At 47.8% G+C, this 24,271-nt stretch carries 15 protein-coding genes; 10 read left to right on the top strand and 5 right to left on the bottom strand.

Annotated elements, in window-relative coordinates:
* Positions 1 to 15 precede the first annotated feature (15 nt).
* Positions 16 to 774: an SDR family oxidoreductase gene (locus ACR1R9_RS22635; RefSeq protein ID WP_076290385.1), complete on the top strand. Its 759-nt coding sequence runs from the start codon at positions 16 to 18 to the stop codon at positions 772 to 774.
* A 125-nt stretch (positions 775 to 899) separates the two neighbouring features.
* Here ACR1R9_RS22635 and ACR1R9_RS22630 read toward each other — a convergent pair whose 3' ends face one another.
* Positions 900 to 1,928 carry a LacI family DNA-binding transcriptional regulator gene (locus ACR1R9_RS22630; protein ID WP_064640517.1) on the bottom strand — a complete coding sequence of 343 codons (1,029 nt, stop codon included), beginning with the start codon at positions 1,926 to 1,928 and terminating at the stop codon, positions 900 to 902.
* 458 nt (positions 1,929 to 2,386) lie between these two features.
* Here ACR1R9_RS22630 and ACR1R9_RS22625 point away from each other — a divergent pair, with 458 nt between their 5' ends.
* From ACR1R9_RS22625 to ACR1R9_RS22610, 4 genes are all read left to right on the top strand, one after another.
* Complete coding sequence (locus ACR1R9_RS22625; protein WP_076290384.1) at positions 2,387 to 3,673, top strand: sugar ABC transporter substrate-binding protein; 1,287 nt, start codon at positions 2,387 to 2,389, stop codon at positions 3,671 to 3,673.
* A 96-nt stretch (positions 3,674 to 3,769) separates the two neighbouring features.
* The gene (locus ACR1R9_RS22620) at positions 3,770 to 5,125 is read left to right on the top strand and encodes a carbohydrate ABC transporter permease (protein ID WP_433922630.1); all 1,356 of its coding nucleotides are present in this window, start codon (positions 3,770 to 3,772) and stop codon (positions 5,123 to 5,125) included.
* Positions 5,122 to 5,958 carry a sugar ABC transporter permease gene (locus ACR1R9_RS22615; RefSeq protein ID WP_076290382.1) on the top strand — a complete coding sequence of 279 codons (837 nt, stop codon included), beginning with the start codon at positions 5,122 to 5,124 and terminating at the stop codon, positions 5,956 to 5,958. The genes ACR1R9_RS22620 and ACR1R9_RS22615 overlap by 4 nt, the downstream gene beginning before the upstream one ends.
* Positions 5,959 to 6,117: 159 nt before the next feature.
* Positions 6,118 to 7,404 carry an MFS transporter gene (locus ACR1R9_RS22610; RefSeq protein ID WP_433922631.1) on the top strand — a complete coding sequence of 429 codons (1,287 nt, stop codon included), beginning with the start codon at positions 6,118 to 6,120 and terminating at the stop codon, positions 7,402 to 7,404.
* Positions 7,405 to 7,503: 99 nt separating this feature from the next.
* On the opposite strand, the gene ACR1R9_RS22605 is transcribed toward ACR1R9_RS22610, so the two are convergent.
* Complete coding sequence (locus ACR1R9_RS22605) at positions 7,504 to 9,663, bottom strand: alpha-amylase family glycosyl hydrolase (protein ID WP_433922632.1); 2,160 nt, start codon at positions 9,661 to 9,663, stop codon at positions 7,504 to 7,506.
* 712 nt (positions 9,664 to 10,375) lie between these two features.
* On the opposite strand from ACR1R9_RS22605, the gene ACR1R9_RS22600 reads away from it, so the two are divergent.
* The 3 genes from ACR1R9_RS22600 to ACR1R9_RS22590 are packed head-to-tail and all read left to right on the top strand — an operon-like array spanning position 10,376 to position 14,582.
* Positions 10,376 to 11,749 (top strand): alpha/beta hydrolase, encoded by a 1,374-nt coding sequence (locus tag ACR1R9_RS22600; RefSeq protein ID WP_433922633.1) that lies wholly within the window; start codon positions 10,376 to 10,378, stop codon positions 11,747 to 11,749.
* A gap of 2 nt (positions 11,750 to 11,751) precedes the next feature.
* Positions 11,752 to 13,173: a hypothetical protein gene (locus ACR1R9_RS22595; protein ID WP_433922634.1), complete on the top strand. Its 1,422-nt coding sequence runs from the start codon at positions 11,752 to 11,754 to the stop codon at positions 13,171 to 13,173.
* Complete coding sequence (locus ACR1R9_RS22590; protein WP_433948882.1) at positions 13,170 to 14,582, top strand: ANL family adenylate-forming protein; 1,413 nt, start codon at positions 13,170 to 13,172, stop codon at positions 14,580 to 14,582. Before ACR1R9_RS22595 ends, ACR1R9_RS22590 begins: the two co-directional genes overlap by 4 nt.
* 232 nt (positions 14,583 to 14,814) lie before the next feature.
* On the opposite strand, the gene ACR1R9_RS22585 is transcribed toward ACR1R9_RS22590, so the two are convergent.
* Positions 14,815 to 16,584: an alpha-glycosidase gene (locus tag ACR1R9_RS22585; RefSeq protein WP_433922637.1), complete on the bottom strand. Its 1,770-nt coding sequence runs from the start codon at positions 16,582 to 16,584 to the stop codon at positions 14,815 to 14,817.
* A gap of 254 nt (positions 16,585 to 16,838) precedes the next feature.
* On the bottom strand, positions 16,839 to 17,420 hold the full coding sequence (locus ACR1R9_RS22580) for a hypothetical protein (protein WP_099855450.1): 582 nt from the start codon (positions 17,418 to 17,420) through the stop codon (positions 16,839 to 16,841).
* A 160-nt stretch (positions 17,421 to 17,580) separates the two neighbouring features.
* On the opposite strand from ACR1R9_RS22580, the gene ACR1R9_RS22575 reads away from it, so the two are divergent.
* Both ACR1R9_RS22575 and ACR1R9_RS22570 read left to right on the top strand, forming a co-directional pair.
* Positions 17,581 to 18,738: an epoxide hydrolase family protein gene (locus ACR1R9_RS22575; RefSeq protein WP_433922638.1), complete on the top strand. Its 1,158-nt coding sequence runs from the start codon at positions 17,581 to 17,583 to the stop codon at positions 18,736 to 18,738.
* Positions 18,739 to 18,963: 225 nt separating this feature from the next.
* The gene (locus ACR1R9_RS22570) at positions 18,964 to 22,443 is read left to right on the top strand and encodes a glycoside hydrolase family 2 TIM barrel-domain containing protein (RefSeq protein ID WP_433922639.1); all 3,480 of its coding nucleotides are present in this window, start codon (positions 18,964 to 18,966) and stop codon (positions 22,441 to 22,443) included.
* Between the two features lie 122 nt (positions 22,444 to 22,565).
* On the opposite strand, the gene ACR1R9_RS22565 is transcribed toward ACR1R9_RS22570, so the two are convergent.
* Entirely contained in the window at positions 22,566 to 24,137 is a 1,572-nt protein-coding gene (locus ACR1R9_RS22565) for a stalk domain-containing protein (protein WP_433948883.1), read from the bottom strand.
* Positions 24,138 to 24,271 lie beyond the last annotated feature (134 nt).

Here is a 24,271-nt window from a genome sequence, read left to right as displayed (position 1 = left end):
GAGGTTGATACAATTATGAGACTTCAAGATAAAGTAGCTGTAGTAACAGGTGCGGGTTCTGGCATGGGCAAAGCAATTGCAACACTTTACGCGCAAGAAGGTGCTAAGGTGGTTGTATCGGATATCAATGAAGCTTCAGCGAAGGCAGTTGCTGAGGATATCAAGGCAAATGGTGGAGAAGCGACGTTTGTGGTTGCGAATGTGGCGAAGGAAGAGGATATTCAGAACCTGATCGATACGACGGTTAACACCTATGGAACCGTGGACATTCTGGTCAATAATGCAGGCATTATGGACGGCATGGAGCCAGTTGCTGATGTTCTGGATGACAAGTGGGAAAGAGTATTTGCAATCAACACGACCAGTGTCATGCGTGCAACACGCAAAGTGTTGCCAATCTTCCTGGAGAAACAAAAAGGAGTCATTGTGAATATCGCCTCAGCAGGTGGGTTAAACGGTGGACGAGCAGGTGCAGCCTATACGGCTTCCAAACATGCAGTGGTAGGATTAACGAAAAACACTGGCTTCATGTATGCCGAACAAGGCATTCGTTGTAATGCCATTGCTCCAGGCGGGGTGGCAACCAACATCAGTTCGTCCATGGACGGGATAAGCCCATTTGGTGCAGGGCGACAACAGCTGGGCATGGCGATCAATCCGCGTGTGGGGACGAGTGAAGAAATTGCACAGGTGGCGCTATTCCTTGGTTCCGATGAATCCAGCTTCGTGAACGGAACAGTTGTAACGGCAGATGCAGGATGGAGCTCTTACTAATCCATCGTTTATAACTGAAATATGGAAAGAAGCTCATACCAATGTATGGGCTTCTTTTTGCATGTCCACAACAGGCGTGAATGTGGAACATTAGGCCAGTAGGACAAACGTTTGCACAAACATGCCTACGCATTCCCGGATAACGTAAATAGGGACGAATCCCGAACAATCAAGCGGTGCGGAATAATAACAGGATTCTGAGGCAGGTGTTCACCGTTTAGAATTTTTAACAATACCTGAACCGCAGTATAGCCCAGCTGATAAGTTCCGATATCAATCGAACTAAGCGGCGGCGAAGCAAGTTCCGACAAGGCAATGTTGTTAAAGCTCACAACACTTATATCTTCAGGAACGTTGTATCCCAGCTCGGCCAGAGCGCGAAGCACGCCAAACGCAACATTGTCGTCGATGACAACGAGAGCGGTAGGCCTGTCGGGTAGCGACATGAACAGGGACATCGACCGGAAGCCGCTTTCCTGCAGGAATTCTCCCTCCACGATCCAGTCATTGTTAGCATCAAGACCCGCTTCTTCAAGCGCATTTTTGTATCCAAGCAGGCGATCATGAGACAACGTCAAATCTGGTGGTCCGCTAACAAATCCGACTCGTTTATGCCCTTGGGCAATCAGATGTGTGGTTGCATCGAAAGCTGTCTGTACATTGTTGTTGTCCACCATCGGAGCATCAGGATGCGTTTCGCTGCGGCCGATCAGTACAAAAGGAAACTTTTCCGCCTCCAAAAATGAAATAATCGGGTCTTCCCGTTTGGAGCCAAGCAGCAAAATGCCATCCACGCGCCGCCCATGTACCAGGCGAGATATGGCATTCAATTCATCGCTGGAAGACGTTTCGGTGGAGAGAAGAAGTTCATAATTCATACGGGTGGCATGGGTAATGATTCCCCGAAGCAATTCTCCGAAAAAGTAGTTCTGAAACAGCTCTTCAGCAGGTCGGGGCAGCATGATACCCAGGGTTTGAGTCGTTTTGGAAACAAGGCTTTTGGCCATCATATTGGGATGATAATTCATTTCTTTCATGATTTGCTTCACTTTGAGTGATGTTTCCGAACTGATTCTGGGATGGTTGGAAATAACCCGTGAGACCGTAGAAGGGGATACACCCGCCAATTTGGCAATATCTTTGATTGTAATCATGTGAAAAATCCCTTCTGTACAAGCATTTCAACATGTCTCCTATGTTAATTCAAAGACTTCGATAAATCAATTGCTAACTACTTCATGGTAAAGAGGAGAAACGAAAAATAAAGGAAGATGGTGGGAGATCAAGCAAATAGGAAATTACAGAAAGAAACACCACAAAAGTGACGGAAAATGAGCGAAAATGACTTGTGCAAACGTTTGTACAAACAAAGTTTGCTGTTGTATGATGTTATTGTTATTATAGCGCTTACATGAATTAAATCAACATACTTCCTAGAATATTCATCCCGATTACATAAGGATTGGACCAGTCTGAGGTTAATATGAGCAAACGTTTGTATTACTTTCAAACGGAACCACGGCGAACTTCGGAGTACAGGAACAGTACACAGAAAAACGGGTGAAAAGCGCGAGTACAGCATCGATCAAGACTACGAAAAGGGGGAAATTCAATGAGAAAATGGCAGCAAGCAGCACTTGCAGGTTTCATGGCACTTGCACTTACCGCATGTTCAAGCGGAGGTGGAGGCGCTGCGCCAACCACAACAGACAGCGGTGAGACTGGGGAAACCATAGTGACCGCGGAAAATATTCAGCCAGAAGAGGGCGCGAGCCTTGTCATATGGGAGGATAAAAATCAGCGCAGCTTTATCGAGGAGCGTGCGAAGAAATTTGAAGAGGAGTACGGCGTTACTGTAAAGATCGAGGAATTGCCACCGACCGATCAAGTGACCAAGCTCACTACGGACGGACCCGCAGGATTGGCTGCGGATGTAGTCGTTTTCCCGCATGACAAGATTGGTAGCGCTTCAGAAGCAGGACTGATCTTGCCGAACGATATTTTTGAGCAACAGACCACACAATCTACCAGTGACAATGCGGTTAAAGCCGTAACTTTCAAAGACATCTTATACGGATATCCCTACAGCGTAGAAACCTATGCGTTGTTTTATAACAAAAAGCTTTATCCCGAAGCACCGAAATCATTTGATGACATTATCAGCTTTGCCAAAACCTTTAATGATACCAAAAACAACAAATACACCTTGATGTGGGAGCTTCAGCAGTTTTATTATAACTTTGCTTATCTGGCTTCCCAGGGCGGATATATCTTCGGTGATGAAGGCATGAACAGCGAGGATATTGGCCTTAACAATGAGGGAGCCATCAAGGGCGGTCAGTTCTTGCAAACGCTGAAATCGGAAGTACTGCCTGTGAAGATGGGTGATGTGAACTATGACATCAAGAAAGGCCTCTTTTCAAGCGGGAAACTGGCTATGGATATTAACGGACCTTGGTCCATCGCCGATTATCGCAATGCTGGCATTGACTTCGGTGTGGCGCCACTCCCGGCAATTGAAGGCAAACCGATGACCTCCTTCTCTGGAGTCAAGGCATATTACGTCAATGCATTTACAACCTATCCGAATGCTGCCAAGCTGTTTGCGGCCTATCTCTCCAGTGCCGAATCCCAGATGGTCAACTTTGAGATGAACGGAACTCTCCCGGCCAATAAAGACGTGGCGGCAGATCCGAAGATTCAAGGGGATGAAATCACGAAGGCATTCCTTGAGCAATTCAACAACTCCACCCCAATGCCTTCGCTTCCTGCCATGGATAGCGTGTGGGGTCCCATCAGCGCGGCGATTACCGACATATGGGATGGAGGCAAGGATGTAAAAACCTCTCTGGATAACGCAGTCAAACAAGTCAAGGAGAGCCTTGCAACCACCCAATAAAATAAAAAATGAGCAGGTGCAGAGGAAGCTAACATGTCCTCTGCACTCTGCTATAACTGATCGGTAACTTCGCTTGCCGGGAAGGAGTAGGAATGAATGAAACAACAGCATGTTCCAGTCACTGTTAAGCCGAATCGAGAAAGACAGCATCGTATGACAGCGGCTGTGTTGTCCGTTGTCCTGCAAGGACTTGGACAGTTGTATAACCGTCAATGGATCAAGGGAATTTGTTTTCTGATCTTAGAGGGAGTGGGACTCGCATATCTGATTCCCCGTTTGAATCAGGCTGTATGGGGAGTATGGACGCTGGGCGAGCAGACGCAGCGTTTCGTCAAGGTCAATGGATCAACGGTGCTGCAGCAGGGCGACCACTCCATCTTTTTGCTGCTCAACGGAATCATAGTACTTTTGGTATTTTTCGTTTTTCTTCTTCTGTATATATTCAATATCCGGGATGCGTACATCACGGGAAAATTAAGAGAGGAAGGCAAGCAGGCCACCAGAGCTTCTGCTTCCCTGAGATATCTGCTCGATAAACAATTCCCGTATCTTTTCTTATCCATCCCTGCGCTCGGCATCTTGTTTTTCACCATTATGCCGATTTTGTTTACGATTACCCTGGCCTTCACCAATTACTCGGCACCGGATCATATTCCGCCTGCCAAGCTGGTGGACTGGGTCGGCTTCAAGACATTCACGGATCTGGTCCAGCTTAAATCGTGGAGCCATACCTTCTTTGGCGTATTAACGTGGACCGTAATCTGGGCCATCCTGGCAACGGTCACTACGTATTTCGGCGGGGTGCTGGTTGCACTTCTCATCGAGCAGAAAGGTATTCGTTTCAAAAAGGTATGGCGGACGATATTCATTCTTCCTTATGCCATTCCACAGATTATCTCACTACTTCTGATGCGTAACCTGTTCAACGGACAGTTTGGTCCGATTAATACGTATATGAAGGCTTTTGGCCTTGAGGGGTTGCCATGGTTAACCGATCCATTCTGGGCTAAAGTTACAGTCGTTATTGTAAACATGTGGATTGGAATCCCGGTCAGCATGGTGCTCATCCTGGGCGTGCTGACGGCGATTCCACGGGATTTGTATGAAGCGGCTGAGGTAGACGGTGCGTCCGGCTTTCAGAAGTTCCGCATCATTACGCTTCCTTTTATCATGTTCGCTACGACACCGGTGCTCATTATGCAATTTGCCGGGAATTTCAACAACTTCAACGTCATCTTCCTGCTGACGAACGGTAATCCGCTGCGTGGTGATTATCAATACGCGGGATCAACCGATCTTCTCGTGACCTGGTTGTACAAACTGACGTTGGATAACAACAAGTTCAATATGGCTTCGGCGGTCGGCATCATTATTTTCTTGATTATTGCGTCGTTCTCCATCTGGAATTTCCGTCGTTCCAAATCGTTCAAAGAGGAGGACATGATTCAATGAAAAAGCGCAATAATCCCATGCGTCTGGCGATCAGTTATGTGCTGCTGGTCATCATTGCCATCGTATCGGTGTATCCCGTCTTGTGGATATTTCTCTCGTCACTGCGTCCAGGGGCGGCGCTGTACAGCGAACGTCTGTGGCCTGAAGCATTCACGCTGGCCCATTACGGGGAATTGTTTACCAACCCGTCGTTCATGTATGGCACATGGTATCTGAACACGTTGAAAATCGCCTTTTTCACGATGATTTTCTCAACGCTTATGGTCACTTTGGGCATGTATGCCTTGTCCCGTTTCCGTTTTCGCGGTCGTAAGACCATTCTATCCACGATGTTGATTCTGGGGATGTTTCCCAGCTTCATGAGCATGATTGCCATTTATATTATTTTGCTTCAGATCAAATTGCTGGACACCCATGCCGCGTTGATTCTGGTTTATTCGTCCGGAGCCGTGTTGGGTGGATTTATTGTCAAAGGGTTCTTTGATACCATCCCGCGCAGTTTGGATGAAGCAGCACGAATTGATGGTGCCAGTCATCTGCGTGTGTTCACCAGTATCATTCTGCCGTTGTCCCGGCCGATGCTGACCTATGTAGCCTTAACCAGCTTCACTGGTGCGTGGATGGACTTTATTTTTGCCCGACTGGTACTTCGGACAAAAGAGAACTGGACACTTGCAGTTGGCATGTGGGATCTGGTTAGCCGTTATCAGGACAGTAACTTTACGATGTTTGCTGCCGGGGCGGTGCTGATCGCCATTCCAATTACGTTATTGTTTGTATTCCTGCAACGCTTCCTGGTGCAGGGGCTGACCTCTGGCGCTTCCAAAGGATAAAAGGTTAAGAGGATAAACACCCAAATCGCATAGACAGCCTGTAGAACATATTCAGGCCACCAATCAGGCGCTTCTGAGAGGTTCCATTCATCGCTGGAACTGCTCCGGAAGCGCCTGCCTGCTGTTTGAGATCCGAATGACAAGAGGAGGAAAAGATCGATGGGAACGCTACAGTCCCCAGAACCGGAATTGGGACCGAACGGGGCTCTTGCGGCTGCGGAAAGTCAGAAAATGGCCAACAGGGCGCTTTGGCGCAATGTTGCTTATCGCAGAATTTTGTGTGGCTATGGCATCTCGGTATTTGGTGATTGTTTCAACGGCATTGCCATCAGTCTGTGGGTATTGCAGACCACGGGAAGTGCGAAGAGCATGGCAGCTGTACAAGTATGTAATATGGTCGTCAGTTTTCTGTTCGGATCATTCGCGGGTACGTTTGCCGACAGGCTGGATCGCAGAACATTGATGTTGTCGTCGGATTTGTTTCGTGGGGCTATGGCGTTTATCATCGCGGTGAGTCTGTTTGTGCTGCATGCTCCTTTTCCAATCGTACTGCTCATGCTTTCCCTTTCGATGTTCTCCAGCCTGTTTCAGGCGCCTGCATTTCATGCTTCGGTAACCAGTCTGGTGGGGAGGGAGCATCTGCAGCAAGCTACAGGAACCATTCATCTTGTCGATAATATTGCACGTATAAGTGGACTGGCAGCAGCGGGGATTGCGGTTTCTGCATTTGGAGGGTTTACGGCTATTATGATTACGGGTGTGACCTTTCTGCTATCTGCGATATGTGTAATGTTGGCCGGGCGTTTTCCGGATGTACAACGCTCTTCGATGCATAGAGGATCGTTTGTAAAGGAGTGGGGTGGTTCATTTTCCTACATCTTTGCACATCCACTGATTCGCTCTATCGTTATTCTTAATCCGCTGCTGATTCTTTTCTTCATGTCAGCCATCATGCTTGTTCAGGTCATGGCCGTCAAAGTATGGCAGGCGAATCCAGTCCAGTTCGGACTGATTGAGACATGTATTCCACTGGGGTACATGCTGGGTTCCGGGATTCTGATTGCCTCAGGCAATCGGCTGAAACGAAGGGGGCGATGGGTGTTCATCGGTCTGCTGGTTCTCGGCCCACTGTATATGCTGTTAGCCAATGTATCTTCTCCTTTGGTGGCCTTGCCGCTGATCATTGCTGGGGGAGCCATGTTTGCGTGCTGTACGATGTTAACCCAGATCATGATGCGTGCCGAGGTTCCCGATGAGCTGCAGGGGAGAATCTACGGGGTGCTTGGAACCATAACAAGTACAGCCCCAATCTTGGGATTAACGGTGGTTTCCGTTTTGGCTGATCAGTGGGGTGCCCAAACCGTGCTGGAGAGCCTCGGAGCATTGCTGTTGGTGGTAGGAATTATTGCTGCAGCAGGATTAAAATCCATTCGGACCTATCGATAGTTAATGCATGCCACAGATAAGGACGAGCCTAATCAAAGAACCCGGAAGCAGACGCTCATCGCGTCTGACTCCGGGTTGAATGATAGGACGGTGAAGGAATTAAGGTTGCCAGTCCACTGTAACGGTTGCGGTTCCACTGGTTGGTGTGGTGAAAGTATGATTATTGCCATTTTCCCACGTAATCGTAGAGCCGTTCTTTTTGAAGAACTTGAATTCTAGATTCGTTCCGGCTGGCACACTCACGTCATAATACCAGATTGGATAGGAATAGATCACCTGATTGAACGCCGGACCAATGGCGAGAGGGCCTGTGGACCAGTTACCCAGTTCCGCGACATTGCCCGTCAGATAGAGATTCTGACCGAGTGTCGTGGATGCATTGTTGATGACAAACCGCACGGAAACCTGGTTGCCACTAAGAATCGTGAAATTGTTATAAGTGTTGCTGTTGACTCCGCTCGCTGCGACTTTGACTGCATAGTTGCCGGCGGCAACAGCAGGGATGGTCACTTTGATCTGAGTATCTTCCCATGATGTAATGGATGAACCGGTAACAGCGGTTGTTCCGAAATAGACAGTGCCTTTGGTAGTACCAAATCCACGACCATCAATGGTAACGGTATTACCCGCTTTACCCATTACAGGGCCCACATGCCCAATGGTTGGTGTAGTGGTATTGGCTGTATACTGCCAGACTGCTGTAGCTCCTGCTGCCAAAGTGAAGTTAGCGACGTTACCTCCTGTAGAGGTAATGTTATTACCACTTAATGCACCTGCAAGAACATCGTTGTATGTACCCGAAGGAAGCGAAGTGGTCAGACCACTGATGGATGTGGGAGTCGAAAGATTACGGTTAACCGCTACGACGGCCACGTTGTTGCCGAATTTACGTTCATACACATACACATCGTTGTTAATCCAGCGCTGCTGGGTTGTTCCATAGGCGATGGCTGGATTGGTTTTGCGCAATGGAGCCAGCTTGCTGATGACGTTAAAAGCAGTTGTTGTTTTGGAAAACGAAGGCATTTTGGCACGGTTATCCGGGTCACCGTTACCTGTCATATACTGCTCAGTGCCATAATAGATGGCTGGTACGCCCCGTGAGGTAAGTGTAAATGCAAGAGCTTGTTCCAAGCGACGGTTGTTAACGGCACTTGTTTTGAAGCGATCCATGTCATGGTTATCAATAAAAGTCACTTGGTCATTCACCTGTGCATAATCAGCGGCAGTGCTGGTGATCATGGAATCCAGGGCAACCATCGTGGATGTGTTATCACGGAACACGTTACGTACTTCATTGTTGAAACGGAAGTCAAGCAGACTCATGCCGGACTGGTTGGCGAAGTTGGTATTGTCCGCATCGGATGCGGATGAACCCAGGAACCATTCACCAAACGTGAATACCGGTTTGTAGCCATAGATGGAGGACATCCAGTTCTTTTGCCATCCCATCGGCATATGCTTCACCGCATCCACCCGGATTCCGTCAATACCCATATCCAGCCAGAGCTTGATCGCATCCTTGAAGTAGGTGTCAATGGTGCTGTTATTGTGATTCAGGTCAGCAAGATCATAGAGGTTTTTGTAGATACCGTTCTCCAGTGTGGAGAAGTCGGAACCGCCATTGTGGTGGAAAAGTTTGTTCGTATCATTGGTGTAGCCACCAAGCAGCGTACCGTTATTGTACAACTTTCCATTCTCTGCGAACGAGGTGTCGGTTTCCATGGCAGGAGAGGTATGGTTGGGAGCAAAATCAATGATGACTTTAATGCCTTTGGCATGTGCCGTATTGATCAGATTCTGGAAATCGGTCATCGTACCGAAAGCAGGATTGGTCTTCTTGAAGTCACGTGCCCAATAGCCGTGATAAGCCGTATTGTTAACACCGGAATAGTTAATCAGCGAGTAAATGTTCTCCACAGGCTGGGAAATCCAGAGTGCCGTAATGCCGAGATCGGAAAAATAGTTGTCGTTGATCTTGTTGATCAGTCCTTGCCAGTCGCCCCCGCAATAGAGCTTCAGGTTAGAACAGGAGGCGTCATAGGCTCCCCCGGTAGGGTTGTTGGAGGGATTGCCGTCCAGAAAGCGGTCGGTAAATACCTGATAAATAACATCGGTGCTGAAGTTCTGCTTGTTGCTTACAGCCGTATCAGCATCTGCAAATACGGAGGCCGCCGGGAATAATGGCAGTGCACTTCCGGCCAGCAAGCTGAAGCTCAACGTGGTACTGAGGATGATTCGCTTGGTCCATTTGAACATTGGTAATCCACCCTTCGTTTATTATATAAATTGAACTAAAGAATATTTACACTTACCACTCCGATGACAGAACAACCTTCCGATCGCTGTTATCCCCAGATTTTTTTGATGCCCTTTTCAAAGGGGGAAATCCGGGGATAAAGGCGAAGCGTATGCTTCCGATGGAGCTTTCCTTCAGAAAGCTTTTAGCTTCACTTCTTCAGGTTATTTCTGTCCTCTCCGTTCTCGTGCAAATGTGTAGTTCAATTTATATAGATTTGTGATCTCTTTTTTGATTGGAAAAGCGCTTTCAACATTGGACGTTGGTAGGTTATTCTTAACGATATCCCCCCTTTATGAACGCCAACAACCCCGGCACCTCCTGCTGGAGTTACCGGGGTTGTCCTAAACCGATTGGGTTTAAAAGCATGGCCCTCTAGTTATAATCACAACGTTATGATAATTAAATAATGGTTTGGTTGTCAATAACTTTTTCTTGAGCATTTTTTTTCTATTTCCATATTTACAAATCAGGCTCAACAGATTTAAACTATTCGCAGACCCACCAATATAAGGGCTATGCATTTTAGAACATTTCGGTGTTTTAAAACAACCCCGTCTCTTCAGAGACGGGGTTGTTTGTCGATGTAGCCGAGGGAAGAACGAAGCAGAACTAACAGAAAACCCCGGTAGTGTAAAAGCTAAATCTATAGGAGAGGCGGTTGATGGATCAGTGAACACTCATTCTGTTATCGAATGTGTGGAAGGTTTCAAGGCGTCCAGGCTGGACAACACAAGAAAGATTTTTATCTATTTGCCACCAGGATATAAGGAGCATGTGGATGAACGCTATCCAGTGTTATACATGCATGCGGGTCAGAGGGCCTTCGGCTCTTCGACTGCGGGAAATGAAACGTGGCACGTAGATCAGGCGGCAGACCAACTGATTGATCAAGGCTTGATGGATGGACTGATCATTGTCGGAATTGCCCATGTTCGTCCAGTTACACACAATGAATTCTATCATTTTATTGCGCCTGCAAGAGAAGCGGTGAGTGTGGGCTGCTCAGGCCTGGATTATGAACACTTTATCATTCATGAGCTGAAACCATTCATTGACGAGCTTTACCGCACACTTCCAGACAAGGACAATACGGGATTGCTTGGTTCTTCCGCAGCGGCACTCAGCACCTTCCATATAGGAACACGTCATCCTGATATTTTTGGCAAACTGATCATGCTCTCTCCCTTTTTCGTGGATGTGCAGCTGGATGAAACGTCGGAGAGCAGGTTACAGGAGGAGGATATGTACCTCTTGCCTGAGGGCAGTGCTCCCATTCAAATGTGGATGGATATAGGAGATGCAGAAGGATTATTTCTTCCTTACCAGGTAAGGAATGTAGCCCATCAGATGCTTGAACTGGGATATAAGTCTGGCAAGGACATCGCATTTCTGGAACAGCCGGATGCAGGTCATCAGGAGGCGGATTGGGGAGAGCGAGTTCATATTCCGCTACTGTATATGTTCGGCCGAATCGGCAATCCAGTCTCTCTGGAGCTGATGGGAAGGGACGTTATTGGATTGAAAGGCGGGATGAGCGGGCAGATCAATGCGCTGCTTCATTACGACAGCGGGTTCACCATGAGTGTGCTTGAAGGGGAATATCATTCCGATCAACCCGATGTTCTTGAGGTTCGACCCAATGGGGAACTGGTTCCTGTCAAGATGGGACATGCAATTGCTACCCTGACGGTGGGAGAGTTGACGGCATCACGGATGTACACGGTTGTGGAAGAATTATCGGGTCACGTGACAGTCTGCATGAGTGCCGAGGTACCCTTTCAAGACATGTATGATGACTCGATCTACGGAGGCATGGGCATGAAGCTTCTGCACACCGGAGGTGGCGATTATGAGGGCTGCTTCGAGGTTCCACGTGACAGCGGATTTCGGTTCAGGTTCACGCGAGGCTTCCGGCAGTTTGAAACCGATGCAGATGGCAAGGCACTGCCCAATCGGGTGTTTCGTGCCCATGATAACCTGTCTCTACATTACAAAATCCAGTCTTGGGGCAGTACGGCTGCCAAAGCCGGGAACAGGAGGTAGCCATGATTAGTCAACCATTTCAACCAACGATGGATATTCCGTATTATTATCCCTGCAATTTTCCTTTGATTCACGAAATCCTTCAGCGTCAGGGCTCGATAAGCAGTCTCGGCCTGTTGGCTTCCAGCCGCTTGTATAGTCTGACTTCCTGTTCGGATCGTGGCCTGATCAAGCCTTACTTTCATAAGCTGGATTATGAGGAGCCGATGTGGGAAGTGTTTGGAGAACGGGAGTTTGACAGCTTCGAACAAGGAAAGGCATATATTCGGGAACGGCTTGAAAATGAGGGGCCTTTAATCGTTACAGGCACAAGTTATTGCTTGCCTTATGGGGATGATTATCGAAATCCCGAGTATATTCATAAACTCGTTAAACAAGACTCACGCCTGCATCTGGTCGATCATTGGCTGGCTGTGTACGGAATGGATGAGGAGCATTTCTATGTCTATGACCCCGTTCCCTCCAAATACATGGGAGCTGTGTCATCACCTGATTTCCAAGAGTTCTGGAAAGGAAACAAAAATATCTCCGAGCTCGAAATAGCCCGGCGCAAAGAAACATTACGAACATATGGCACGATGGAGATCCGTGCTGTGGAAACACTCGACTCCGCAGGCTATCGGAACATGTTGCGCTCTGCGCTGGCGACACAGGCCTATGAATTCATCGCGGGCAGAACGATCTGGCAGGGCAATCGAAGCTATTATTTTGGACAGGCTGTCACATCACAATTGTTACAAAGATTGCACCCGGATGCCGAGGTGGATCGGGAACAGGAGAAAGCCATCTCCGCGTTCCTGTTCGACATGCGCTGGAGCCGCTACTTTTTCCGCGATTTGCTGGAGGAAGCAGCCAAATGGCTCAATTCTCCTCATGATCAATATGTTGAGGAATTCGGTGCAATGATAGCCCGGTGGGAACAGGCGCATAAGCTGCTGCAGATCGCCAGAATGAAACGAAGCCCTGAATGGCGGGAGCAGTTAACGGATATTATCGAACAATTGGCGGCGGACGAATTACGCTGGTACGAAGCGCTAATGACGACACATCAGCATGCCGATCGCTTCAGACAGATCCCATCGACTGTGGAAAATCCCGGGCCTACGCCTTCACATCGGGAAGTCATTGAGCGGATTGTGCTGGACAGCTGCGATGAGCTTAATCGGTACCATAACGCGCCCATTCCACTAGAGCATGGCTTGCAGGCACCCCTATATGGAAGTCGTGGAAGACTGGACTCCCTTGAACTTGTAACTCTACTTGCGGTTATCGAGCAAAGTGTTGAAGATACGTTCGGTGTAGGGATAACCCTCGCTGAATTGGCGGCTGCTTCCATGCCAGAAAGTCCTTATCGAACGGTGGAATCACTGGTTGAGTATCTGGAGGCGCAATTGAAACCTTGCCCAAAGGATGATGAGGGATGAATATCACTTTTCTTCTGGAACGGTTCGCTGCGTATGACCATCGTCCTGCGTTGATATGGAAGGGCGAACATTATAGTTATAACTGGTTATTGGATCAGATTCACACCTTTAGCCAATGGATTTCCAGTGAAGGGCTCGAAGGGGCGATCGTTGTGCTGGAAGAGGATTATTCTCCTTATGCCGCAGCAGCATTGATCGCTCTTCTGGAGCAAAATTGTATTGTGGTTCCGATGGATCGACACTTGGTTGAGGCTAAACGGAATGAGTATACAGCGCTCGCTCAGGCAGAATGGCGCATGAGTGTTGGGGAAGGGGAAGCTATAGCCAGACGTTGCTCCGTGCAAGGCTCTCGGTCCTCGATTTTGGAAAGGCTGAGTCAGGAAAAGAACGCAGGTCTGGTAATCTTCTCATCCGGATCGACAGGGCAAAGCAAAGCTGCTGTTCACAGCGCGGATCGTCTGTTGCACGGGTTCAGGCGGCAAGTTCGGCCGCTCTGTACCATTCCGTTCATGATGTTTGATCACATTGGCGGATTGAATACGATGCTGCAATCCCTGTCCAGCGGCGGCTGTTTATGCGTCATACCGAATCGCTCCCCCATGGAAGTATGCAAAACCATTGAAAAGTATCGTGTTCAGGCCTTGCCAGTCTCACCAACGTTCATGAATTTGCTGCTCCTTAGTGGAGTCTATCGGGAGTTCAATCTATCCAGTCTCGAAGTGGTCTCCTATGGTTCAGAGGTCATGCCAGAGGCGCTGCTTACCGCATGGAATAGACAGTTTCCGAATGTACGCACGGTGCAGGCTTACGGCATGTCGGAGCTTGGAATTCTGCCGACAAGCTCCAAAGATTCCGGTTCATTGCAATTTACGGTTCGTGATGAGGAAGTCCATTATCGGATTGTGGACGGGCTGCTTGAGATCCAAACAAAAACGGCCATGATTGGGTATCTGAACGCCCCTTCTCCGTTCACGGAAGATGGTTGGCTCCAGACCGGGGATGAAGCAGAGATGGAGGATGGTTACATTCGCATTTTGGGTCGCCGCTCCGAGATCATTAATGTAGGCGGACGTAAGGTTTATCCTGCGGAAGTGGAGAGTATTCTGGAACAAATGGAATTCATTGAAACAGCAGTCGTGAGTGGCGAGCCAAGTGGGATCATGGGACAGATGGTAAAGGCCACGGTCAGACTTACAGGTGAGCAGCCTCTTATGGAACTACGCAGACAAATCTGGGACTTTTGCCGAGACAAGCTGCCCCAGTACAAAATCCCGCAAAAGATTGTGATTACTCAGGAGACATTAACAAGTCCAAGAATGAAGAAAATAAGAAATTCCGGTCCAAACTGCTCCGTTCGGGATGAGGTTGCGGCAAGCCAGGAGGAAGAGTTGGAAGGGACACAGCACTGATTGAACGAATGAATAAAGTGACTCCATGAATGCCAATACAGCAGGGGACATCATGAGTTGTAATAGGAGAGGGGAACCTTCGGATGCATGACGCACCGATGGTTCCCCTTTTGTTGAACAGAGTCGAAGTGATTCGTACGAGAGATTTCCTTTCACACAATTTAATGGGAGATAGCCTCATACGACGTACCAAGAGTCTCATCGGAGAAAGGATTTAGAATGAAGCAAGATGTTATGCCTTCACGTGTGATTTGACATCCAACTGCAACAGGGAGAAACCGTACGCTTCCAAGTCCAGCTTCAGCTTGTTCTGCTGAGTTTCACGAGTTGTGGCTGAGAATACATTACGCCAAGTTCCTTGGTGTAGTGGCAACTCCATACTGCATGGTTCTTCACTTGCATTCAGGACAAGCACGAATTGTTCCCCGGTATCTTGATCCTTGCGTCCGATGGCAATGCACGGGTCTCCGGCTTCCGCGTAAATCATGGAGATGTCCGCACTGCGCAATGCAGCGTGTTGTTTACGCAGGGCAATGGCTTGGGTGAAGAAATCGAGCAGATCCTTGTTCTGCTTCTGTTCGTCCCACTCCATACATTTGCGACAACCTGGATCATAGCCACCATCCAGCCCTACCTCGTCACCATAGTAAATACAAGGAGCACCTGGGTACGTAAGCAGCAGAATGACAGCCAGCTTCATCTTGCGTACATCCCCTTCACATAGGGTGAGCAGTCTTGGCGTGTCATGACTGCCGAGCAGGTTGAAAGCTGCTTCGGTTACAGGCTGTGAATACGCAGCAAGCAGTTTGCCAACCTCGTTGGCAAATCCGAGGCCGTCTAGCTTGCCAAGCACAGCGTAATCCATGACTGAATTCGTGAAAGGGTAGTTCATGACTGCATCAAACTGATCCCCCTGCAGCCACATGATGGAATCATGCCAGATTTCGCCTAGTAGATAGGCATCCGGGTTAAGTGATTTGACCGTTTGCCGGAATTCACGCCAGAATTGATGGTCTACCTCATTGGCAACATCCAGCCTCCAACCGTCGATACCCATATCCTGAATCCAGTAACGGGCCACCTCCAGCAAATATTCCTTAACCTCTGGATGCTCTGTGTTCAGTTTAGGCATAAGAGGTTCAAAGGCAAAGGTATCATATGTGGGAATACCATCCTCGATACGTGCCGGCCATTCTCTGACATGGAACCAATCCGCATAACGGGAAGCAGCCCCTTTTTCAAGCACATCCGCGAATGGAAGGAACTCTCTGCCTGAATGGTTAAACACCGCGTCCAGAACTACCCGTATGCCGCGTTCATGGCATGCATCCACAAGTTCCTTCAATTTCTCATTGGTGCCAAAGTGCGGATCGACCCTCATATAGTCTGCGGTATTGTACTTATGGTTGGTTGTAGCCTGGAACACTGGGCAGAAATAAATGGCGTTAATGCCAAGTGTACTCAGATGATCGAGGTGGTCCAGAACGCCTTGAAGGTCACCTCCGAAAAAATTGACAGGCGTCGGTTCACCGCCCCAAGGTTCAGCATTCTTTGGACTGATCGACGGATCACCATTGGCAAAACGTTCAGGGAAGATCTGATAGAACACCGCATCCTTAACCCAAGCAGGTGCCTCGAAGAAATCCACCGGATTCATAAATGGAAAATCGAAAAATTCCAACGGATGATCAGGCAGAGCCTGTTCGAATCCCCGTTCCGTCATCCAGACCGATTTCTCTTCCTCGATCAGTTGGAAGCCGTAGCGTAATCTGCGGTAGGGTGGTTGCGCTTCCACTTCCCAATAATCGAACAGGGCATCACGGGCAAAGATTCGCATCGGAAGGTGGAGAACCGTACGATCCCATGCATATTTATCCCCGATGATGGCGATAACAGCATCCAGGTCACCCCGCTTGGAACGGAGCCTCAGGTGCATGGTGGAACGGTCATATACGTAGGACCAATTCATTTTGGGACGATGATAAATAGCTTCAAGTAACATAGCATTCACTCCTTATCTGGGATGGATCATATGGCTATAAACGCAAAAAAGGCACAACCCCAATGTTCACGAGGTTGTACCTTTCGGCAGCATAGCCTTTTGATTATAGTGCTATTATACGAACTAAATTGGAAAAAGAAAACACTTTTTTTTCCTGAAATCTCAATTTGTTTATTGTGGAACAAATGGTGTGTCCTGCTTCATGTGTGAGGTAGAATGATTCACAATCAACACACATTTTGGTGGACTATTATTTAAAAATCATACCCAAGCTTATTGGCATAAGCAGAGATTTCTTTATGATATTTCTCGATACTTTTCTTGCCGGTATCAATTTTGGCATTGGCTTGTTTCAGGACAGCGCTGTTTACCGTTGTTTTGGAGACAGCCTTTTTAGCGAGTTGGAATCCTTCCAGCTGTGCATAACTACCTTTAATCAAGTTGGCATGGATTTTTTGCAGTTCCGCATTTTGCGGTTTAATCAGCTTCAGCTTGGATACATATTTGGTGTAGTTAGGAATCGCTGTGTTGGTCAATTTCAGGAAAACGGACTTGCGATTGGAAGATGTAATGTAAAATCCTCCTCCAAGAGCGTTGAATGCTTTCTCTTCATATACCGATGCGCTATCCAACTGATCCAGGTAGTTGAGGAAATCTTCTTCTTCGACTGTAGGGATCGGTTCTTGTTCTGACGTGTCAACTTCTTCATAGTATTCGTCTTCCGAATATGTAGTAGTTGAGTCATCCGCAGCAGCGGCATAGGACCCTGCAGGTGCGAATACTCCGCCGAGCAAAACAAAACTCATAATGATTGATAGTACCCATGATTTCTTCACGTTCTAATTTCCCCTATCTATATATGTGATATTATTCCAATGGATAATCTAACATAGCACGACAAGAAATTACAGGAATCGATTTACAGAGATGGAATCTATGAATAGCAATAAAAGGATATAATAACGTTGTGAATCAACAAAAAGGGAGGAAATCTTGATGACTGTTGAACGTTTTCATATTCATGTCTCCGATGAGATTCTGGACGATTTGCAATATCGGCTGCATCACATCCGTTGGCCAGATCAATTGGCAGACTCCGGCTGGGGGCGAGGAACAGATATTAGTTATTTAAAATCACTCGTTTCCTATTGGAGAGATTATTATGACTGGCGAGCACAAGAGTCCAGGCTGAATCAATTTTCCCAGTTTCATTGCCAGTTGGATGGGGTGGATGTGCACTTTGTATATGAGCGTGGTAAAGGGCCTAATCCTCTGCCGATTATTCTTACCCATGGCTGGCCCGATAGCTATCTTCGTTATCAAAAGATTATCCCTCTCCTGACCGATCCCGCGAGTCATGGAGGTAATCCGGAGGACTCTTTTGATGTCATTGTGCCTTCACTGCCTGGATTTGGATTCTCTAGTCGCCCTGACCAACCTGGCATCAACAATTCTCGTGTCTCCCAGATGTGGGCCAAACTAATGACCAAAGAATTAGGCTACAATAAATTCGCTGCTGCAGGTGGAGATATTGGCTCTGGCGTTACACGTTATCTGGCATCGAATAATCCTGAACTTCTAGTTGGAATCCACTTAACGGATATGGGTATCATAAGAGATCTCTTATCTTCCCAGGATGAGGCAGAACGCTCAGAGGAAGAACGAGAGTACAAGAAAAATGCTTCAACATGGATTTCACAAGAGGGGGGTTATATGTCCATTCAATCAACCAAACCTCAGACACTTGCCTATGGGCTTTCCGATTCCCCAGTAGGTTTGGCCGCTTGGATCATTGAGAAGTTTCGTGCTTGGAGCGACTGTAAAGGTGACCTCAATCAACTATTTAGCAAGGATGAGTTGCTGACTCATATTATGATCTATTGGGTTACGAACACCATAGGATCATCCACACGTATGTACTACGAAAATTCACATTCCTTGCCACCATTGGGACGTATAGAAGTTCCGACAGGCATTGCCATATTTCCTGCGGATATCGTGCTGCCGCCCAAGTCTTGGGCGATGCAAAACCTGAACGTAACGCGCTGGACCTCCATGCCTAGTGGAGGGCATTTTACGGCTTTGGAGGAACCGGAGTTGCTGGCTGATGATATTCGGGCATTCTACAGACCGATTCGAGCAATGAACAATTAATGTAGTTATATATATGGTGGAATTCGTAAGGTCCCGACTTGGATATCTAAAGCGGGCCCTTTTTTTTCTTCAATCTGCTCAAAAAGTGACGTACAAAGGTGGTCAGATGGTATAATCGGGTGAAGTGTTATTGTCTCACCAAGTTATTTTCGAAAAGGTTTTCGAAAAATGGTCTGTTTTTGTTTGTAACCGCAATCATAATACACACAGAAAGTGAGAGCTGAGATGAATCAGAAAAAGCTTTTTACGGATGGATGGCAATTTGCGAAAAGTAAGCTGGAGGTTACGGAGTCTGCGGGATTAACGTTTGAACCGGTTGAGCTTCCTCATGATTGGCTGATCTATAATACGCTTGAACTGTATGAGGACAGCATCGGATGGTATCGCAAGACATTCACATATACGAAGGATGAGCAGCAGGTTCTGCTTTGCTTTGACGGGGTGTATATGGATTCTTCCGTATATGTGAACGGTCAGCTTGTGGGGGAATGGAAGTACGGTTATTCGGCTTTTGAGCATGAGATCACGAGTGCTTTGGTGGAAGGTGACAATGAAATTGTAGTCAAAGTTGTGCATCAGAGTCCCAACAGCAGATGGTATTCCGGGGCCGGAATTTATCGCAACGTGTGGATCAAAACGAGAGATCGGAATCATATCGTCACAGACGGTACCTATGTATCGATTCAGCAGCAGCCAGAAGGCTGGCAGGTTGAGGTGGATACGGAGCTGAGTCTCAATCAGAACGCACAACTTGTGCACACGATTTGGTATCAGGGTAATCAGATCGTATCCAGCAGAGAGGACGTTACAGCTTCAGCGGGTAAAGACACCGGACATGGAGAGATACAATCGAACAGCCAACAGCTGACGGTCGATCTTCCGAAGTTATGGAGCCCGGATGAACCGAATCTGTATGATCTGGTAACGGAACTGCAAGTAGCTACAGGTGAGCAGGGCTATGAGACGATCGAGACCGCCACACAGCGGATTGGTTTCAGGGATATCAAGTTGGATGCAAACGAAGGATTCCACCTGAATGGGGTCAAGATGAAGCTGAACGGCGTGTGTGAACACCATGATCTTGGGGCGCTGGGGGCTGCTTTTAATCTAACTGCGCTGCGCAGAAGATTTGTGCTGTTGAAGGAAATGGGCGTTAACGCTATCCGGACCGCTCATAACATGCCTGCCAAAGAGTTCATGGAACTTGCGGATGAGATGGGTATGCTGATCGTTTCGGAAGCGTTCGATATGTGGGAGAGAGCCAAGACCCCTTACGACTATGCGAGATTTTTCCCGGAATGGGCACATACTGATGTGAAGAGCTGGGTGAAGCGTGATCGTAACCATGCAAGTCTGATCATGTGGAGTATCGGTAACGAGATTTACGACACTCATGCGGATGAGCGGGGGCAGGAAGTAACCCGCATGCTGATGGATTATGTATTGGAATTTGATCCAAAAGGGAATGCAGGCGTGACGATTGGTTCGAACTACATGCCATGGGAAAACGCGCAAAAATGCGCCGATATCGTGAAGCTCGCAGGTTATAACTACGCGGAAAAATACTACGACAAACATCACGAAGAACATCCGGACTGGATTATCTATGGTAGTGAAACGTCGTCTGTGGTGCAGAGCCGTGGGATCTATCACTTCCCGTTCGAGCAATCCATATTGGCAGATGATGATGAGCAGTGCTCGGCTTTGGGTAACAGTACAACAAGCTGGGGCGCGAAGTCCGCAGAATACTGCATTTTGGCAGAACGAGATACGCCGTATTCCTTGGGGCAGTTCCTGTGGACCGGATTCGATTATATTGGAGAACCAACACCGTATCATACAAAGAATTCATATTTTGGACAGCTGGATACAGCAACGTTCCCGAAAGATTCCTACTATATCTACCAAGCAGCCTGGACGGATTACAAGAAAAGTCCGATGGTTCATCTGTTCCCTTACTGGGATTTCAGCCCGGGTCAGCTGATCGATGTACGCGTGTGCAGTAATGCGCCGAAGATTGAATTGCAGCTGAATGGCAAGACAATCGGCACGTATGATATCGACCATGCAAAGGGAACCCAGCTGGCAGGCTGGTGGAAAGTGCCATATGAAGAAGGCGAGCTCAAAGCGATCGCTTATGATGAATACGGCAACGTTATTGCAACGGATGTGCAAAAATCCTTTACAGATGCGAAGAAGATTCGTCTGCAAACCGATCGGGAGCAGCTGCAAGCGGACGGTACAGATCTTATTTTCGTGGAAATTCAAGTGGAAGATGAAGCGGGCAATCCCGTGCAAAATGCAAACAACCGTGTGCAGGTCCAAGTGACAGGTGCAGGTCGTCTGTTGGGTCTCGATAACGGGGACAGCACGGACTATGATCCATACAAAGGACTGAGCAGAAGGCTGTTCAGCGGCAAGCTGATGGCAATTATCGGGGCAACGAACGAATCAGGAACGGTACGGATCGAGGTGACCTCGGAAGGATTGGAAAGTGCAGCTGCCGAGTTCGAATCACGAGCTGTTGCAGGCGCAGTAGATCGTACCTTAGGTGATTCCGAGGCCGCTGCAAGTCAGGAGCAAAACGTACTTATGAGTAATACGGAACGTCCGGTTCTGACGGGACGTCCGCAGGAGATTCCTTTGCGGAAAATCGAGATTATCAGCGAAGGTGGGCAGTTATTCGATCCATCGAAACAGCAGATGACGGTGAGCGCCAAGCTGTATCCGGAGAACACATCCTATCGGGATATTGAGTGGGCAGTTGTGAACGACGCAGGTATCGAATCCAACATTGCCAAGGTCGAAGCCAACGGTCTGGAAGTCAACGTATCCGCTCTGGGCGATGGGGAATTCCGTCTTCGTGCGACGAGCAGTAACGGTACCGATAAAACGAAACTGATTTCTCAACTGGAGTTCAAAGCAACTGGTCTGGGTACGGCTTACAAAGATCCATACGGCTTTATTACTGGCGGGCTGTACGATTACACCAAAGGGGATGTCGGTAACGGCAATGAGCGAGGGGTAGCGACAAGCCGGGACGGGGAGACACATGTGGGCTTCCGCAATATCGACTTCGGGCCGTACGGCTCCGATACCATTACGATTCCAATCTTTGCGTTGTCCAGTGAAGAGTACTTCATTCAGATCTGGGAAGGTATGCCGGATGAAGAGGGAAGTACACTGCTGGCAGATGTGGTGTATGACAAAGAATCCAGATGGAATGTGTATCAGGAAGAGACGTATCAACTGTCCAAGCGGCTGAGCGGGATTACGTCGATCTGTTTTGTACTGAAGCAGAAGATTCATATCAAAGGCTTCTCATTCGAGCGCCAAAGCCGGGCATTTGAACAGAATACGGCTGCATCATGCGATCATCTTTATGGGGATACGTTCAAGATCGAGGGTAATCATGTTGAGGGGATCGGGAACAATGTGTCGCTTGAGTTTGAAAATATGGACTTCACGGCAGAAGGCACATCCAAGCTTGTGATCTATGGACGTTCAACAATCGATAAAAACACGATCCATATCCGCTTTGCAGGTGAGGACGGACAGAGCAATCAGCTGGTCGAATTCACACAGTCCGATGGATATGAGGAGCGAGTGTTTGAGCTTGAGCAGGTTAAAGGTGTGCAGAAGGTGACCTTTATTTTCCTGCCGGGTAGTCAGTTTGACTTTGGCTGGTTCCGGTTCGAGAAGTAGGACGCCAGATATAGTAGTTCAGGGATAGAGATGATTTATATCAATCCTCTTCAAGTAAACGGTATTTGTTAAGAACAAGTCGTTTACCTGAAGGGGATTTTTTTGCATGTTAAACGATTCGTTTAGCTTCCTGAATCTTTTTTATCAGCATCGTCAATGGTCAGCATCGCTTTCTCTGAATCCCAGGACACGTTCAATCCCAAACCACGCAATACCTCAAAAGGCATTGTAGTTGCTCCCGAGTAGTTATTTATGGGTTCAGGTATCTGCACGACTCGCTCCCCAGAGGAATCGGCGGAGGTTATAACATACTGTGTCTCGTTAGGTAGGATTGTGATTGTCCGATTGTCATAATTCAACGTATAGTGGTTCAGGCTACCTTCCACCAGATGAATCTCAAATTTTGCTCCAAGTGCTGTGGCGATGGCTTTGATTGGCAGTTGCACGGTCTTAGGCGTTTCAACAGCGGCATACATCGACTGGAACAGCTCACCGTTCAGATATACATCTGTGCCAATCTTGGCTTGAACGGGTTTGTAGACCATTCCTCCAGATGACGTTGCAGGTGCACCCGCTTCCTCGTACTTATCACTTCCCCAGCCCCAGACGGTTCCATCCGAGGATAAGGCAAGACTGTGGTAATATCCTGCTGAAATATCGGTAATGCCGGATAGATGGTTTACTTTTCCTTCTTTACCGTTCACGCTCCTTCCGTAGCTGTACACCTCACCGGATGTCGTGAGTAATAACATATATTGCGTATTTCCATCCATCTTCTTCACCTTGAAGTCGTAATGAATGGCGAATGCTTTCCCTGTCTCGTCCACACCCCAGACTTTCCCGTTCTTATCCAGTGCAAGCAGGGACGTATCTGTTCTTGTGATCGAAGATATGTTGGTCAGACCTTTTATCTTGGTAGGTTTGGACAGGACTTTATCGGGTTCTTCGGGCTCGTTCCACGTCCATACGGAGCCATCTTTCTTCAAAGCATATCCATGCAGACCTGCGGATCCAACCTGGATAACATCTTTCAGTCCGCTAATCGCATGTGGTTTACGTATGAGATCATCTGAATTGATTCCTTGAGCGTTAGGGTGCTGCCATGACCAGACTGTCCCGTTCTGGAGAAGGGCGACAGTGAAAGAACCAGTCACTACATCCTTCGCAGAGTTGATGCTTTCGACTTTGCTTGGTAGTTTGCCAGCACCCCACTCCCAGACCGTTCCATCTGCCTGAACTGCTGCGTTGATTCCACCGCCGGCGGCTGAAATAGCTATTACATTAGATAGTTCCGGTACGCGGATGGGACTAAATGTATGACGATATCGAATGTTCTCGCTCACACCCAGCTCTCCAAACAGATTGCGGCCCCAGGTCCAGACCGAACCATCACTTCTCAAAGCGACTGTGTAATAATAAGCTCCCTCTACAGCGGTATAGTGGAGTTTCTTCTCTGTATTTGCTGCATTCGATTGAACAGAAGTGTTACTGGCGGAATGCTGTACGTTAGGGGCTGCATGAGTAATTGGCTCAGCTGTCAGTTCCAACAACAAGCTGGACGCAACTAGTGCTGTAGCCATTGCAATGGCGAATCGTCGGGACGATTTACTTTTACTATTAGGTCTATGATTCAAGCGTGAAGTGGGACGTCGTTTTTCTTTTGCTATGTCATCGAATGGGTTAACCGAACGCATGTGTATCGCCTCTTTTTCAGATGAGATGGACGTAAATGATGCATTGCTATATAAACACTTTATGGTGGGTTGAAGTTACATACAAATGATAAAAAATCCTTTATATTGAAGATCCGTGCTGAGTGTGTTTACGT

The organism is Paenibacillus taichungensis (assembly GCF_050994985.1).
Taxonomy (GTDB): Bacteria; Bacillota; Bacilli; order Paenibacillales; family Paenibacillaceae; genus Paenibacillus; species Paenibacillus taichungensis.
This window is presented reverse-complemented; position numbering and strand designations above follow the sequence as displayed.